Below are 15400 nucleotides of genomic sequence, written 5' to 3' on the forward strand. Positions count from 1 at the left end.
GTGGAGATTCCGGCGCGCCGGAAAAACAAACTCACTAGTCGTTGTTGCACCACTCCCCGTGCTTGTCGCGCAGGGCCTGGAAGGCGTCGCGGGCGGAATGGATGCCGTTCTCGTTGGCCCAGTCGGCGGCCTGGCCGCGCACGTCGCTAGCGCTCGGCAGGCTGGGGTTGGCGGCCGGGCTGGCGGGGCTGGAGCTGGAGCTGCTGGAGCCGGTCTCCCGCTCCGGGTTGCTGCGGGTGCGCGGGCGCTGGCTGGACGAGGACTTAGAGGACTTGTCCAGGCTGTCCAGGGCGTGGTTGCTCATCAGCACGTCGCGCATGCCCTCGAAGAGATCCCCCATGCCGGACGGGTTGGACGGCATGTAGAGCACGGAGGCGTTGCCGTTGGAGGAAACGTCCACCATGGCGTCCAGGTACTGGGAGACCAGCATGAGGGCCTCGGGGGATTCCTCGACGCCGGCCTTGCGCAGCATCTCGTACTGGGCGGCGATGCCCTCCACGATCTCCTTGCGCTGGTCGGCGACGCCGCGGCCCTGCAGCTTGCGGGCCTCGGCCGCGCCCTCGGCCTCCTTGACCACTCGGATCTTTTCGGCCTCGGCCTGGGCCACGGCGGCCTCCCGCTCGCGCTGGGCGGCGTTGATGGAGTTCATGGATTCGCGCACGCGCTCGTCCGGGCGGATGTCGGTGACCAGGGTGTTGACGAAGTGCCAGCCGTAGGCCGCCATGTTGTCGCGCAGGGACTCGGCCACGTTCTGGGCGATGGTGTCCTTGGAGGAGAAGGAGTCATCCAGGTTCATGTTCGCCACGGAGGAACGAACGTTGTCCTGGACGTAGGCCACGATCTGCTGGTCGGGGCTGGACAGGGTGTAGTAGGCCTCGCGCTCGCGGCCCTGGACGACCTGGTACTGGACCGCCACGGGGATCTGGACGAAGACGTTGTCCTTGGTCTTGGTCTCCACCATCACGTCGAGCTGGCGGACCTGCAGGTTAATCTTTTCGCGCACCCGGTCGACGAAGGGGATCTTGAAGTGCAGCCCCGCGTGGGCCACTCCCTGGTACTTGCCCAGCCGCTCCATGATGGCGGCCTCCTTGGTGCGGACAATGAAGTATCCGTCGAACAACGTCAAAATGACGATGAGGACGATGATGCCAATGACGAGAAGCGTACTCACGCGCGGCCTTTCTGTTTTCGGGGAATTCTATTGCACCGGTCAGCTCTTAGTCTGACACATTCGCCGCCGATGCGCGAGGGTCCCACCCAGCCCGAACTGCGGGCACGGCCCCGGAACCCCGGATGTGGGATCGTGACCGGCCTTAGGCCCCGCCCTCCCCGTATGGGGGTACGCCCGCACAACTTTCCGGAGGATTTTTTCTCATTTTTGCCCCGCTCGTTTCTCACGCCCGCTATTGTCGACGTCACAGTTAGTAATCCACACCACATTCGGACGAACTTCGATACTGGATCACTCAACCCAAGTACGTTCCCACACCCAAGGAAACCGCGATGGTCAAATACATCATCAAAAAGACCGCCAGTTGGTTAATCGTGATCTTCCTGGCCACCAACATCGCCTACCTGTTGGCGTCAGTCTTTTTGGATCCGCGCTCCAACTACGCCGGGCGGCGCCCACCACTGAGCCAAGAACAAATCAGCCACATCCTGCAGCCGCTCAACCTGGACCCAGAGACCCCGCTGCTGGAGCGCTGGTGGACCTGGCTCACTGGCGTGGTGCTGCGCTGGGACTGGGGCGCTTCCCCGCTCGGGGTGGAAGTCACCGAGGAAGTCTCCCGGCGCGCGCTGGTCTCCGCCCAGCTGTTGCTGCTGGCCACCATCATCTCCATCGTCCTCGGCGTGGGCTTGGGTGTTTACACCGCCTCCCGCCAGTACAAGTTCGCCGACCGCTTCTGGCAGGGCATGTCGATTGTCACCATGAACGTCCACGTGGTCGTCGCCTCCCTGGTCGTCGTCTCCGTCGGCCTGTGGCTCAACCGGGTGACCGGGCAGCGCATCGTCTACGTCAGCGGCGCCGGCTCGCCCGGGGTGGAAGGGTTTTTCCCCAAGCTCATCGACACCGCCCAGCACTTGGTCCTACCTACCATTTCGCTGGTCATTATCAGCTACGCCGGCTATCACATGATGCAGCGCACGCTGCTGCTGGATAACCTGTCCGCCGACTACGTGCGCACCGCCCGGGCGAAGGGGCTGACCCGCACCCAGGCCATCCGCAAGCACGCGCTGCGGACCTCCATCATCCCCGTCGCTACGTCGGTGGCCTTCTCCGTGCCGGGCATTTTTACCGGCGCCATCATGACGGAGACCATCTTCGCCTGGAACGGCATGGGCCAGTACTTCATCCAGACCATCTCCCGCAACGACATCCACGGCACCACGGCGGTGGCCGCCTTCGGCGCCGTCATGATTGCGGTCTCGGCCATCCTGGCCGATCTCATCGTCGTCATCCTCGATCCCCGGGTAAGGGTGAGCTAAATGTCTAAGAGCAACAAATCCACCCAGCCGCGCGCGACCGCCCGGCGCGCCACGCCCCACCTCCGCAACGACCTGGCCATCGACTCGGCCGCGGACAACCTGGGCATCCGCCCGCACACCGCGACCGCCGACTTCAGCATGGCCACCGAGCCCAGCGCCCTGTCCGCCACCGCGGCCGGCGTCGACGCCGACGAGTCGCAGCGCAAGCTCTACACCGCCGACGAGACCACCATCCGCGGCACGAACAAGCTCAAGCTGTACACCCGCCGGTTCTTCCGCAACAAGATGGCCACCGTCGGCTTCATCATCTTCCTGGGGCTTATCGCCGTCTCCCTCTTCGGCAGCTATCTGACGCCGTGGGCCTTCGACGAGCCGGACTTTTTGGCCCTGTCCGCCCCGCCGTCGCCGGAGCACTGGTTCGGCACCACCAACTCCGGCAACGATCTTTTCGCGCAGGTCGTCCACGGCCTGGGCCGATCGCTGGTCATCGCGCTGACCGTCTCGATCGCCACCTCCATCCTGTCGGCGATCATCGGCGCCGGCGCGGCCATCTACGGCGGCTGGACCGAAAAGATCATCCTGGCGGTTATCCACTTCCTGCTGGCCATCCCGACCTTCCTGCTCATCGCCCTTGTCGTCTCCGACTCCGGCGGCGACTGGAAGATGCTCATCATCGTGCTCATCGCCTTCGGCTGGATGTACGCCGCGCGCGTCATCTGGGCCATGGCGCTGAGCGTGCGGGAAAACGACTACGTGCGCGCCGCCGGCTACATGGGGGTCTCGCGCCCGAAGATCATCGTCCGCCACATCGTGCCGAATATCGGCTCGCTGCTCATCATCCAGCTGGTGCTGGGCGTGGTCTCCACCGTCGTCTCCGAGACCGCGCTGTCCTTCCTGGGGCTGGGCGTGAAACTGCCGGACGTCTCCCTCGGCACGCTGCTGGCGGTGGGTACCAACGCCGTCGAGGCCGCGCCCTGGCAGTTCTACTTCCCCGCCGCCACCCTGACCCTGCTCACCGTCTCCATGGCCTTTATCGCCGACGGCCTGCGAGACGCCATCGACCCCAACTCGAATTCCGGAGGACGCGCATGACCGCCCTGTTAGAGGTCGAAGACCTCAACGTCAGTTTCCCTTCCGAGGCCGGCACCGTCCACGCCGTGCGCGGGACCAGCTTTAGCCTCGAGGCCGGGCGCACCCTGGCCATCGTCGGCGAGTCCGGCTCCGGCAAGTCCGTGACCTCCATGGCCGTGATGGGACTGCTGCCCGACTACGCCAAGGTCACCGGCTCCGTCCGCTTCCAGGGCGAGGAGCTGCTGGGCAAGACCGACAAGCAGATGTCGGCCATCCGCGGCAAGGGCATCGGGATGATCTTCCAGGATCCGCTGTCGGCCCTCACCCCGGTCTTTAGCATCGGCGACCAGCTGGTCGAAGCAATCACCGCCCACCGCTCCATCGGGCGCGCGGCCGCGCAGAAGGAGGCCGCCGAGCTGCTCGACCTGGTGGGGATCCCGGAACCGGTCAAGCGCCTGCGCTCGTTCCCGCACGAGTTTTCCGGCGGCATGCGCCAGCGCGTGGTCATCGCCATCGCCATTGCCAACAACCCGCAGCTCATCATCGCCGACGAGCCCACCACCGCCCTGGACGTAACCATCCAGGCGCAGATCCTGGACGTGCTCAAGGTCGCGCAGCGGGAAACCGGCGCGGCGACCATCATGATCACCCACGACATGGGCGTGGTGGCCGGCACCGCCGACGACGTCGCCGTGATGTACGCCGGCCGCCCGGTCGAATACGCCGACGTCGACACGCTCTTTAACAGCCCGAAGATGCCGTACACCATCGGCCTGCTGGGTTCTACCCCGCGCGCGGATACCGCCCAGTCGGAGCCGCTGACCCCGGTGGCCGGCACCCCGCCGCAGCTCATTGAGCTCAAGAACGAGTGCCCCTTCGCGGACCGCTGCCCCGTGGCTATCGATGCCTGCCGCGCCAGCGAGCCGGAGCTCCTCGGCATGACCTCCAGTCTGGACCCGGCGGTCAGCCACCACCGCGCCGCCTGCCACCGCGCGGACGAGATCATCGACTCGCGGATTGGTGGCCAGCGCCTGTTCCCCCTGCCGACCTTTGCCGAGGACGTGCTGGGCGATACCCCCTTCGAGCAGCGCCGCACGACCCTCGAGGTCGAGAACCTCAGCAAGGAATTCCCGCTGATCAAGGGCTCCATTCTCAAGCACCGCGTGGGCACGGTGCACGCGGTCAACCAGGTCAGCTTCACCGTCCACGAGGGCGAGTGCCTGGCCATCGTAGGCGAGTCCGGCTCCGGCAAGACCACCACCCTGCTGGAGGTCATGGAGCTCAAGCCCGCCGACGGGGCGCGCGTGGTGGTCGGCGGCGTCGACGCCTCCCAGCTGGGTGACCGCCAACGCCGCGAGCTGCGCAAGGACATCCAGATGGTCTTCCAGGACCCGATGAGCTCGCTGAACCCGCGCATGACCATCCGGGAGGTCATCGCCGAGCCGCTGCAGTCACTGGGCTACGACGGCGACGTCGACGCCCGCATCTCCGAGCTGCTCGAGCTGGTGGGCCTGTCCTCACACCACATCGACCGCTTCCCCGGGCATTTCTCGGGTGGGCAGCGCCAGCGCATCGGCCTGGCCCGGGCGCTGGCCACCAACCCGTCGGTGGTGATCCTGGACGAGCCGGTCTCCGCGCTGGACGTGTCCATCCAGGCCGGCATCATCAACCTCTTGCACGACCTGAAGCGGCGGCTGGGTATCTCGTTTGTCTTCGTCGCCCACGACCTCTCCGTGGTCCGGCACTTATCGGACAAGGTGGCCGTGATGTACAAGGGCGATTTCGTAGAAACCGGCCCCATCGACGAGGTCTTCGACCACCCGCAGCACCCCTATACCCAGGCGCTCATCTCGGCCATCCCCGTGCCTGACCCGGCGGTCGAGCGCACCCGGAAAAGGACGGTCTACGAGCCGATAGAGCCCTAAGAATTTCCCCAGGTTTGCTGCCCGGCGCAGCAGAAATAACTCCATAGCACTCCCCTAAGCTTTTCCACCCCCTGCCAGAAAGGTATCTCTGACCATGTCTTCTAAAAACCGCTACACCACGCTGTTAGCACTCGCGGCCTCGGCGGTGCTTCTTTCTTCCTGCGCGGGCGGCTCGGACGGCTCCTCGAGCGCCATCGACGTCGACCTGCAGCTGGAAGGCTCCTACAACCTGCAGGACCGCGAGAACCTGCAGGAAGGCGACGACCTGACCCTGGGCATCAGTGAGTTCTCGGAGCAGCAAAACGCCTTCAATGCAGACATGACCGCCTACACTCGGACCTTCTGGGAGTACTACAACCCGCAGCTGTCCACCTACACCGGCGAGGGCGAATTCGTCCCGAACGCCGACTACCTGACCGACGTGAAAGAAGAGGTCGTCGACGGCAAGACGCAGGTGACCTACACCATCAACCCGGACGCCAAGTACAACGACGGCACGGAGATTGACTGGAAGGTCTTCGAGCACACCTGGAAGTTCAACAACGGCGAGATGGACGAGCTCAACATCCACTCCACGGAGGGCTACGACAAGATCGAGTCCGTCACCCCGGGCGAGAACGACAAGCAGGTCGTCGTGAAGTTCAAGCAGGCCTACCCGTGGTGGCAGGACACGTTCTCCTCCCTGCTGCCTCCGCAGGTCGATACCGCTGAGAAGTTCAACGAGGCCTACGTCAACCAGCTCCACCCGGAGTGGGGCGCGGGACCGTACACCGTCGACAGCGTCGACTTCGGCGCCGGCACCGTCACCTTCACCGAAAACGACAAGTGGTGGGGCGACAAGCCCTTCATCAAGAAGATCACCTACCGCCAGATGGAATCGCAGGCCTCCATCAACGCTTTCAAGGCCGGCGAGATCGACGCGACCAGCGTGGCCTCCAAGGAGCGCCTGGCCACCATCCAGGACATGGATGACATCGAGATCCGCGCCGCCATGCGCCCGGCCAACGTACTCTTAGTGCTGAACTCCGACGCCCCGGGCCTGGACGACATCAAGGTGCGCGAGGCCTTCATGACCGCCATCGACCGCGACCAGCTGGCCTCCATCCGCTTCAACGGCCTGGACTACGAGGAGGACCTGCCGGGCTCGTTCACCCTGTACCAGACCCAGGAGGGCTACCAGGATTCCTTCGGCGAGCTCATCTCCTTCGATCCGGAAAAGGCCAAGCAGCTGCTCGACGATGCCGGCTGGGCCCCGGGTGCCGACGGCACCCGCGAGAAGGACGGCCAGCCGCTGGCCCTGCGCTACGTGCTCACCGGCGACGATCCGGGAATTAAGGCGGAGGCTTCCGCCACCCAGAAGATGCTGGCGGACGTCGGCATCAAGCTGGACATCGAGGAGCGCCCGTCGGCGGACTTCTCCAAGATCGTCACCAAGCACGACTTCGACATCTTCCCGATGGCTTTCGCGTCCTCCTCCCCGCTGGGCGTGGCCAGCTTCAACCAGATCTACGCCTCGGATTCGGAGCTGAACAAGTCCGGCACCGGCACCCCGGAGATGGACAAGAAGATCGAGGAGCTGGGCCAGATCGCGGACGCGAATGAGCAGACCCAGAAGGCCAACGAGCTGGAGAAGGAGGCGCTGTCGAGCTTCGGCATCATGCCGCTGATGAACGGCCCGGAGATGGTGGCCACCAACCCGAAGCTGGCCAACTTCGGCGCCAAGTCCCTGGGCAGCGTCGAGGTCGAAAACGTCGGCTACGTCAAGGAATAGCCGCCTAGGGCCCGGAAAACGCCGAACACCCGCCCGCTGCCTCCTAGGAACTAGGAGAGCTAGCGAGCGGGTGTTTGTGGGTTATAAGGGAATTAGTAGACCGTGAAGCCTTTGGCTCGGAAGACGTCGCGGATAGCTTCGACGTCCTCTGCAGCCGGGGGCTTAGTGTCTTCCAGTGTGTAGGGATAACCCAGCTCACGCCACTTGTCGGCGCCCATGTTATGGAACGGAAGGACCTCAACGCGTTCCACGTTGTTGGGCCACCGTGCCACGATATTGGCGACGTTTTGGACGTTTTCCGGGCTATCCGTCAGGTCGGGGACGACCACAAAGCGGATCCACACCGGCTTGTTTGCCGCCGCGAGCCGGTCACCGAAGTCGATGGTCGGCTGCAGCTCACGCCGCGTGACTTCTTTGTAAGTCTTCTCATCGCCTGCCTTGACATCCAGCAGAACCAGGTCGATGTTGTCCAGGTCCTCGTCACGCACGCGCGCCCCGAGGAAACCGGAGGTATCGATGGTGGTGTGGATGCCGGCATCGTGCACTTCCTTGAGCACCCGGCGGGTGAACGCCGTCTGGAACAGCGCCTCCCCGCCCGAGATGGTCAACCCGCCATTGGAAGCGTCGAAGATGGGCTTGTAGCGCTTGACGCGCTTGACCACGTCTTCGACCTTCTCCAGGGAGCCGGTCTTCATCTCGAAGGTGTCAGGATTGTGGCAGTACTGGCAGCGGAGCGGGCAACCGGACATGAACATCGTCATGCGGGTACCCGGCCCGTCGACCGAGGTCACCAGTTCCCACGAGTGCACCAAGCCGACGTCGCCAGTGCGGCGGGCTTCCATGAGCTCGGGGCGGGTGATTTGGTCGAGTTCGTTGTCCCCACCCAGGCCCGCGGCGACGCCGCGTACCTTTTCGCCTTCTTCTGGTTGGAGGGTAACAACACCAGTAACGCCATCAGCCATGGTTTTTACGAACCCTGGTGGAAGGTACGGGAGATGACGTCCAGCTGCTGTTCCTTGGTCAGCTTGACGAAGTTGACGGCGTAGCCGGAGACGCGAACGGTCAGGTTCGGGTACTTCTCCGGGTGCTCAACTGCGTCCTCCAGAGTGGACTTGTCCAGGACGTTGATGTTGGCGTGGTACAGGCCGGAGTCCATGTTGTGCTCTGCACGACGGGACTTCATTGCCTCGAGACGCTGGTCGAAAGTCGGGGTTGCCATGATGATTTCTCCTTCTACGAGATTGGGTTTTGGGTGGTCTTACTTGTCCATGATGAAGCCGGCGTCCAGGACGCCCACCAGGTTGGTGATGCGCTCATCCGGGGTACGGCCCAGGCCAGACGGCGTGATGGTGTTGGTCAGCGAGATGCCGTCCAACGCATCCTTGTAGTCCAGCTTACCGACGGACAGCATGGAAGCGACCATGCCGTGGCTGTCGGCGCCGTTCTCCGGGTTTGCGCCCGGCGCGAACGGGGTGCCGGCCTCGTGGCCTGACGGGAAGGCGCCAGTGGCCTTGCCGTAGACCACGTTCGAGGTGATGGTCAGCACCGACTGGGTCGGGATGGCGTTGCGGTACATCGGGATGGCCTTAATCTTTTCCATCACGGTGTGGACGATGGTTGCGGCGATGTCGTCGGCGCGGTCGTCGTCGTTGCCGTAGACCGGGAAATCGCCCTCGGTCTTGTAGTCCACAATCAGGCCGGTCTCATCCCGAACCGGGGTGACCTTGGCGTACTTGATGGCGGACAGGGAGTCGGCCACAATCGACAGGCCGGCGATACCGCAGCCCATCGAGCGCACGATATCGGAGTCGTGCAGAGCCATCTCAATGGACTCGTAGGCGTACTTGTCGTGGCTGTAGTGGATGATGTTCAGGGCCTCGACGTAGGTGCCGACGACCCAGTCGAGCATCTCCTCGTACTTCTGCCAGACCTCATCGAAGTCCAGCGGCTCGTCGCCCTGGATGGCGTCGTAGCCTTCCACGACCTGCTTGCCGCTGACCTCGTCGCGGCCGCCGTTGATGGCGTACAGCAGAGCCTTGGCAGCGTTGACGCGGGCGCCGAAGAACTGCATCTGCTTGCCGACGCGCATCGGGGACACGCAGCACGCGATGGCGGCGTCGTCGCCCCACTGCTCACGAATCTGGCGGTCGGACTCGTACTGGATGGACGAGGTCTCAATCGAGATGTGGGCGCAGAACTTCTTGTAGCCTTCCGGCAGCTTCGGGTCCCAGAAGATGGTGATGTTCGGCTCCGGGGACGGCCCCAGGTTAATCAGGGTCTGGAGCAGGCGGAAGGAGGTCTTGGTGACCAGCGGGCGACCGTCGTCGCCGAAGCCGGCGTCGGACCAGGTGGCCCAGTACGGGTCGCCGGAGAAGATCTGGTCGTAGTCCTCGGTGCGCAGGAAGCGGACGATGCGCAGCTTCATGACCAGCGCGTCGATGATTTCCTGGGCGTCTTCCTCGGTGATGGTGCCGTTGGCCAGGTCGCGCTCGAAGTAGCAGTCGAAGAACGCGGACAGGCGGCCGATGGACATGGCGGCGCCGTCCTGGGACTTGATGGAGCCCAGGTAGCCGAAGTAGGTCCACTGGACAGCTTCCTGCGCGGTGGTAGCCGGGCCGGAGATGTCGAAGCCGTACTGCTCGGCCATGACCTTCAGCTTCTTCAGAGCCTTGATCTGCTCGGAGTGCTCCTCACGGAAGCGAGCCCAGTGCTCGGAGAAGCCGGCGTCGGCGACGGAGTCTCGGGAAGCCTGCTTTTCCTCGATGAGGTAGTCGACACCGTAGAGGGCCACGCGGCGGTAGTCGCCGATGATGCGGCCGCGGCCGTAGGCGTCCGGCAGGCCCGTAATGATGTGGGAGGAACGGGCAGCGCGGATGCGCGGGGTGTAGATGTCGAAGACGCCGTCGTTGTGGGTCTTGCGGTAGCGGGTGAAGATCTTCTCGACCTCCGGGTCCACTTCCTTGCCCGCTTCCTTGATGGCCTGCTTGACCATGCGCCAGCCGCCGAACGGCATCATGGCGCGCTTCAGCGGGGTATCGGTCTGCAGACCGACGATGACGTTGTCATCCTCGGAGATGTAGCCGGCCGGGAAGGCGTCGATGTCGGACGGGGTGTGGGTGTCGACGTCGAAGACGCGCTGCTTGCGCTCGACGGACAGGTAGTTGTCTTCCAGGTGCTGGAAGGTGCGCTTGGTCTTTTCGGTCGGGCCGACCAGGAAGGACGAATCCCCTTCGTAGGGGGTGTAGTTGCGCTGGATGAAGTCGCGCACGTCGATGCCCTCAGTCCATGGGCCGGTCTCAAAACCCTTCCAGGCATCAAACTTGAGGTCTTGGGTTGCGGTGGTCACTATCGGTGACTCCCTTCTGTATCTATAAGTTCCCTTATACCGTGGGGCGCGCTCGCCATTCGCAATTCCCAATCCACCTTGTAACCTGTATTTTTCTCGGGTTTCGATGGTCTTGAGCTTCTCTAGCGGCAAGCCCCGTTGAGTCCCAGTGTAGGGGCTTGTTAGGTGGTTACTCCAACCCAGAAAGTGTGCAATAGACCACACGTCTGATGTCTGACTCTAGTGCGCTGCTCAGGCATTTTAAGTAAAACGTCCGTCCGGTTTAAGCTCCGGGCGGGAGCCAGCTTTCTGGTCATAACCGGAACGTTTTGCTGCGGTTTTCCCGAAATCTGCGCCGCCCTTCTACGCTTAGAGAGTACGAATTCAACCGTTTTTTGCTTCGCCCCACCCTGGAGGACTTCGTGGCTGCCCAAACTAGCACCCAGCCCAAGCGCACACACCCCGTCGACCAAGTTCCAGCCCCCGGCAAACTCGCCGCCCTAGGCCTGCAACACGTACTCGCCTTCTACGCCGGGGCGGTCATCGTCCCGCTGCTGATCGCGGGTTCCCTCAACCTGGATACCGCCACCACCATCCACCTCATCAACGCGGATCTACTCACCTGCGGTATCGCTACCATCATCCAGTCGGTGGGCATCGGCAAGCACGTGGGCGTGCGGCTGCCCATCGTCCAGGGCGTGACCACCACGGCCGTCGCGCCGATCATCGCCATCGGGCTGGGCGCCACCGACGGGCAGGGCGGGGTGGCCTCCCTGCCGGTCATCTACGGCTCCATCATCGTCGCGGGCCTGTTCACCTTCTTCATGGCGCCGCTGTTCGGCCGCTTCCTCCGCTACTTCCCGCCGGTGGTCACCGGCACCGTCCTGCTCGTGATGGGCACCTCCCTGCTGGCTGTGTCCGCCAACGACTTCACCAACTACGCCGAGGGGCAGCCCGCAGCCCGCGACCTCTGGTACGGCTTCGGCACCCTGGCCGTCATCGTCCTAGTCCAGCGTTTCTTCCGCGGCTTCCTGGGCACCCTGTCGGTGCTGCTGGGCCTGGTGCTGGGCACGGGCGTGGCTCTGCTGGCCGGCGACGCGAGCTTCTCGGAAGTAGGCGAGGCCGACGCCTTCGGCATCACGACGCCGTTTTATTTCGGCCTGCCGCAGTTCGACCTGGTCGCCATCTTCTCCTTGCTGATCGTCATGGTCATCACCATGGTGGAGACCACCGGCGACGTCTTCGCCACGGGCGAGATCGTTAAAAAGCGCATCCGCCGCGCCGACGTCCAGGCCGCGCTGCGCGCCGACGGCGTGTCCACCGTCATCGGCGGCGTGATGAACTCCTTCCCCTACACCTGCTTCGCCCAGAACGTCGGCCTGGTCCGCCTGACCGGCGTGAAATCCCGCTGGGTGGCCGTGGCCGCCGCGGGCTTCATGATCGTGCTGGGCCTGCTGCCCAAGGCCGGGGCCGTGGTCGCGGCGATCCCGGCGCCGGTGCTGGGTGGGGCATCGTTAGCGCTGTTCGCCAACGTCGCCTGGGTGGGCCTGCAGACCATCGCCAAGGCCGATATCAACGACGGGCGCAACGCCGTCATCGTGACCACCGCGCTGGGGCTGGCCATGCTCGTGACCTTCAAGCCGGACATCGCGGCGGTCTTCCCGGAATGGTCGCAGACCTTCGTCTCCTCGGGCATGTCCATCGGCGCCATCACCGCCATCGGGCTGAACCTGTTGTTCTTCCACACCGGCCGCTCCCGCGGCGGGGACGTCGCCCGCACCGGCGGCACGGGCGTTTCCCTGGACGAGCTCAACGCCATGGACCGCGACAACTTCGTGGCGACCCTGCGCCCGCTGTTCAACAACGAGACCTGGCCGCTGGAAACCACCTGGGAGTCCCGCCCCTTCGACAACGTCGGGCAGCTGCGCGAGGCCATCCAGGTCGCCGTCCTCACCGCCGACGTCGAGCGCCGCGAACAGCTCATCCACGACTACCCCGCCATGGACGAGCTCCTGCTGGCCGACGACGAGGGCGCCGCGGAGATCTCCGCCGACCGCGGCTCGCTGGGGCTCGGCGAGCTGGACGACGTCCAGACCGAGCAGATCACCCAGCTGGCCGCCGCCTACCGCGAGCGCTTCGGCATGCCGTTTGTGGCCTACCTGGACACCAACGACACCTTCGAGCGCGTGCTGGACGCCGGCGTGCGCCGCCTGGCCAACTCCGAGCCCCAAGAACACCGCGTGGCGCTGAGCGAAATCGTCGAAATCGCCGGCGATCGCTTCGATATCCTGCTGGCCGACGCCAACCCCATCCGCTCGGCGTGGGACCGGAAATTCACCGAAGTCGAGTAATAAGACGCAAAAATACCGAGGCCATCTGGTGCGATGGCCTCGGTATTTTTCTGTGCAGTGGTGCGCCCGGTGAGACTTGAACTCACACGTCCTTCGGACACTAGAACCTAAATCTAGCGCGTCTGCCAATTCCGCCACGGGCGCGCAATGCGAATGATACTACCGGATTGATTCCGGCGAGTTCTAATCGGGGCGGCGGGCGTTTTCGCTCACTAATGACTTTGGCGCGCCGCGGCCAGTGGGTAGGCTAGGACTCGTGAGCACGCAAGAGACCGGCAAGCGCCAGAGGATCCGAGTGCGGTGGTGGCATATTGTCCTCATCGCCGTGCTCGTGGTCGCCTTCTTCGCGCTCGCCTACTGGCAGTGGACCCGCTTCCAGTCCGGTTCCGGCACCTTCCAGAACCTGGGCTACGCCCTCCAGTGGCCGCTGTTCGCGGCGTTCGTCATCTACGCCTACCGGACCGCGCTGCGCAGCGAGAACGAGCGCATCGCCGCCGAAAACGAGGCGGAGGACCTCGACGGGTTCGCCTACGAGGCCCCAGAGGTCACCAAATCCAAGCCGACCACCATCGACGAGGACTTCCTCCCCCACCGGCCGCAGCTCGACGTCGAGGAATTCAACGCGCTCAACCGCCCGCGCCGCGGGCACCACGAGGTCAACCCTGACCTCGACCGCTAAGGCCTGTCCGGCACGACAATTGAAAGCTAAGCTAGATTACCGCTATGACTTCTGAGAACACTTCTGCTTCCACCGCGCCGAAGCGCATCCACCCGGCCCGCCAGGCCCGCGTGCGCACCGCGCTGACCCTGTTCACCGTCGCCGCGACGGTGACCGGTATCTTCCTGCTGGTGCTGACCACGCGCATGGTGCTGGAATACATCGTCGGCATGGACATGCCCGAGTGGGCCACCCACATCGCCCAGATCCACGGCGCCTTCTACGTGCTGTACCTGCTGTCCATCCTGAACCTGGCGCCGAAGGCCCTGTGGCCGCCGATGAAGTGGTTCACCACGGCCCTGGCCGGCACCATCCCGTTCTTCTCTTTCTACATGGAGGTCAAGCGCCGCCGCGAGGTGCAGCGCGACTTCCAGCTCTAGCTTTTCGCGCTAGTTTTTCTGCAACGCCGCCACTACCGGAACCAGCTGCCGCAGCGCCTGGCCCCGGTGGGAGACGGCGTTTTTCTCTTCCGGGGACATCTCCGCGGCGGAGCGCTCCTCGCCGTCCGGCTGGAAGAGCGGGTCGTAGCCGAAGCCGCCCTCCCCGCGCGGGGCAGTCAGCACGCGCCCGGGCCAGCGGCCTTCCACCACGTGTTCCTGGCCGGCCGGAGTGACCAGCGCGCACACGGAGACAAAAGCCGCGGTGCGGCGCTCTTCCGGCACGTGGACCAGCTGGCCCAGCAGGAGCTCGTTGTTGGCGGCGTCGTCGCCGTGGCGGCCGGACCAGCGCGCCGAAAGCACGCCGGGCATGCCGTTGAGCTCGTCGACGGCCAGGCCGGAGTCGTCCGCCACGCACGGCAGGCCGGTGGCCTGCGCGCCCGCGCGGGCCTTGATCAGCGCGTTGTCGGCGCAGGTGCGCCCGTCCTCGACCGGCTCCGGGTAGGACTCTGCCTCACTGAGCGGGACCAGCTCTACGCCCTCGATGCCAGCCTCGGCCAGGATGGTGTGCAGTTCCTTCAACTTCTTGGGGTTATTCGAGGCGACTAGCAGCTGCATTAGTCCCACCCCAGGGCGGCGCCCTGCGCGGCGATGAGCTCGGTGCAGCCCTTCTGGGCCACGTCGAGCATCTGGTTCAGCTCGTCGCGGCCGAACAGCCCGTGCTCACCGGTGCCCTGAATTTCCACGAAGTCGCCGCTTTCCTGCATGACCACGTTGAGGTCGACCTCGGCGCGGGAGTCTTCCTCATACGGCAGGTCCAGGCACACCCGGCCGTCGATGATGCCGACGGAGACCGCCGCGATAGGGTCCAGCAGCGGCTCGCCCGGCACGGCGCCGCGCTCCTTGAGGGCGGCCACGGCATCGGCCAGCGCAACGTAGGCGCCGGTGATCGAGGCGGTGCGGGTGCCGCCGTCGGCCTGCAGGACGTCGCAGTCGAGCTGGATGGTGTTCTCCCCCAGCTCGCTCAGATCCACCGCGGCGCGCAGCGAGCGCCCCACCAGGCGGGAGATCTCATGCGTGCGGCCCTTGACCTTGCCCTTCATGGACTCACGCGGCATGCGCTCGTGGGTGGCGGACGGCAGCATGGCGTACTCGGCCGTCAGCCAGCCCTCGCCGGAATCCCGCTTGAAGCGGGGCACGCCCGTTTCCACCGAGGCGGTGCACATCACGCGGGTATTGCCGAATTCGACCAACACCGAGCCCGCCGGGTTGGTGGTGAAATTGCGGGTAATTCGCACGGTGCGCAGCTCGTCGAGGCCGCGGCCGTCTGCTCGTTGAAAATCAGTCATGCTCCCAGGCTACCCGCCGGGGCCAG

At 64.8% G+C, this 15400-nt stretch carries 11 protein-coding genes, 1 tRNA gene and 1 pseudogene; 7 read left to right on the top strand and 6 right to left on the bottom strand.

What is annotated here, in order from left to right:
* Nucleotides 1–34: 34 nt before the first annotated feature.
* A complete protein-coding gene (locus tag VVR85_RS07940) occupies nt 35–1171 on the bottom strand; it encodes an SPFH domain-containing protein (protein ID WP_368520389.1) in 1137 nt (378 codons plus the stop codon).
* Between the two features lie 332 nt (nt 1172–1503).
* Here VVR85_RS07940 and VVR85_RS07945 point away from each other — a divergent pair, with 332 nt between their 5' ends.
* The 4 genes from VVR85_RS07945 (at nt 1504) to VVR85_RS07960 (ending at nt 7254) form a co-directional block, all read left to right on the top strand.
* Nucleotides 1504–2487: an ABC transporter permease gene (locus tag VVR85_RS07945; protein ID WP_368520390.1), complete on the top strand. Its 984-nt coding sequence runs from the start codon at nt 1504–1506 to the stop codon at nt 2485–2487.
* Nucleotides 2488–3579, top strand: coding sequence for an ABC transporter permease (locus VVR85_RS07950; RefSeq protein WP_368520391.1), 1092 nt, complete (start codon nt 2488–2490; stop codon nt 3577–3579).
* A complete protein-coding gene (locus tag VVR85_RS07955) occupies nt 3576–5483 on the top strand; it encodes a dipeptide ABC transporter ATP-binding protein (protein WP_368520392.1) in 1908 nt (635 codons plus the stop codon). Before VVR85_RS07950 ends, VVR85_RS07955 begins: the two co-directional genes overlap by 4 nt.
* Before the next feature lie 94 nt (nt 5484–5577).
* On the top strand, nt 5578–7254 hold the full coding sequence (locus VVR85_RS07960; RefSeq protein WP_368520393.1) for an ABC transporter family substrate-binding protein: 1677 nt from the start codon (nt 5578–5580) through the stop codon (nt 7252–7254).
* A 92-nt stretch (nt 7255–7346) separates the two neighbouring features.
* Here the strand turns inward: VVR85_RS07960 and pflA are convergent, their stop codons facing one another.
* Together pflA and pflB are read right to left on the bottom strand one after the other, a co-directional pair.
* Nucleotides 7347–8216, bottom strand: a complete 870-nt coding sequence (gene pflA / locus VVR85_RS07965) for a pyruvate formate-lyase-activating protein (protein ID WP_290223023.1) — start codon at nt 8214–8216, stop codon at nt 7347–7349.
* Between the two features lie 5 nt (nt 8217–8221).
* Nucleotides 8222–10804 (bottom strand): annotated as a pseudogene (gene pflB, locus VVR85_RS07970) (formate C-acetyltransferase).
* A 197-nt stretch (nt 10805–11001) separates the two neighbouring features.
* Here pflB and VVR85_RS07975 point away from each other — a divergent pair.
* Nucleotides 11002–12930: a solute carrier family 23 protein gene (locus VVR85_RS07975; RefSeq protein ID WP_368520427.1), complete on the top strand. Its 1929-nt coding sequence runs from the start codon at nt 11002–11004 to the stop codon at nt 12928–12930.
* A gap of 58 nt (nt 12931–12988) precedes the next feature.
* On the opposite strand, the gene VVR85_RS07980 is transcribed toward VVR85_RS07975, so the two are convergent.
* Nucleotides 12989–13074, bottom strand: a tRNA-Leu gene (locus VVR85_RS07980).
* A gap of 112 nt (nt 13075–13186) precedes the next feature.
* Between VVR85_RS07980 and VVR85_RS07985 the strand changes: the two genes are divergently transcribed.
* Both VVR85_RS07985 and VVR85_RS07990 read left to right on the top strand, forming a co-directional pair.
* Nucleotides 13187–13609 (top strand): hypothetical protein, encoded by a 423-nt coding sequence (locus tag VVR85_RS07985; protein WP_368520394.1) that lies wholly within the window; start codon nt 13187–13189, stop codon nt 13607–13609.
* Nucleotides 13610–13653: 44 nt separating this feature from the next.
* The gene (locus VVR85_RS07990) at nt 13654–14028 is read left to right on the top strand and encodes a DUF3817 domain-containing protein (RefSeq protein WP_070769676.1); all 375 of its coding nucleotides are present in this window, start codon (nt 13654–13656) and stop codon (nt 14026–14028) included.
* Nucleotides 14029–14037: 9 nt separating this feature from the next.
* Here VVR85_RS07990 and rdgB read toward each other — a convergent pair whose 3' ends face one another.
* Together rdgB and rph are read right to left on the bottom strand one after the other, a co-directional pair.
* Nucleotides 14038–14643: an RdgB/HAM1 family non-canonical purine NTP pyrophosphatase gene (gene rdgB / locus VVR85_RS07995; protein WP_368520395.1), complete on the bottom strand. Its 606-nt coding sequence runs from the start codon at nt 14641–14643 to the stop codon at nt 14038–14040.
* On the bottom strand, nt 14643–15374 hold the full coding sequence (rph, locus tag VVR85_RS08000) for a ribonuclease PH (RefSeq protein WP_368520396.1): 732 nt from the start codon (nt 15372–15374) through the stop codon (nt 14643–14645). Before rph ends, rdgB begins: the two co-directional genes overlap by 1 nt.
* Nucleotides 15375–15400: the final 26 nt, after the last annotated feature.

The sequence above is a fragment of the Corynebacterium sp. LK2590 genome (assembly GCF_040946105.1).
In the GTDB taxonomy this organism is placed as follows: Bacteria; Actinomycetota; Actinomycetes; order Mycobacteriales; family Mycobacteriaceae; genus Corynebacterium.

Excerpts from the sequence above, each read along its gene's own strand:
- rdgB (WP_368520395.1), bottom strand. The coding sequence starts at position 14,643 with ATGCAGCTGCTAGTCGCCTCGAATAACCCCAAGAAGTTGAAGGAACTG.
- VVR85_RS07950 (WP_368520391.1), top strand. The coding sequence starts at position 2,488 with ATGTCTAAGAGCAACAAATCCACCCAGCCGCGCGCGACCGCCCGGCGC.
- VVR85_RS07960 (WP_368520393.1), top strand. The coding sequence starts at position 5,578 with ATGTCTTCTAAAAACCGCTACACCACGCTGTTAGCACTCGCGGCCTCG.
- VVR85_RS07990 (WP_070769676.1), top strand. The coding sequence starts at position 13,654 with ATGACTTCTGAGAACACTTCTGCTTCCACCGCGCCGAAGCGCATCCAC.
- VVR85_RS07945 (WP_368520390.1), top strand. The coding sequence starts at position 1,504 with ATGGTCAAATACATCATCAAAAAGACCGCCAGTTGGTTAATCGTGATC.
- VVR85_RS07955 (WP_368520392.1), top strand. The coding sequence starts at position 3,576 with ATGACCGCCCTGTTAGAGGTCGAAGACCTCAACGTCAGTTTCCCTTCC.
- pflA (WP_290223023.1), bottom strand. The coding sequence starts at position 8,216 with ATGGCTGATGGCGTTACTGGTGTTGTTACCCTCCAACCAGAAGAAGGC.
- rph (WP_368520396.1), bottom strand. The coding sequence starts at position 15,374 with ATGACTGATTTTCAACGAGCAGACGGCCGCGGCCTCGACGAGCTGCGC.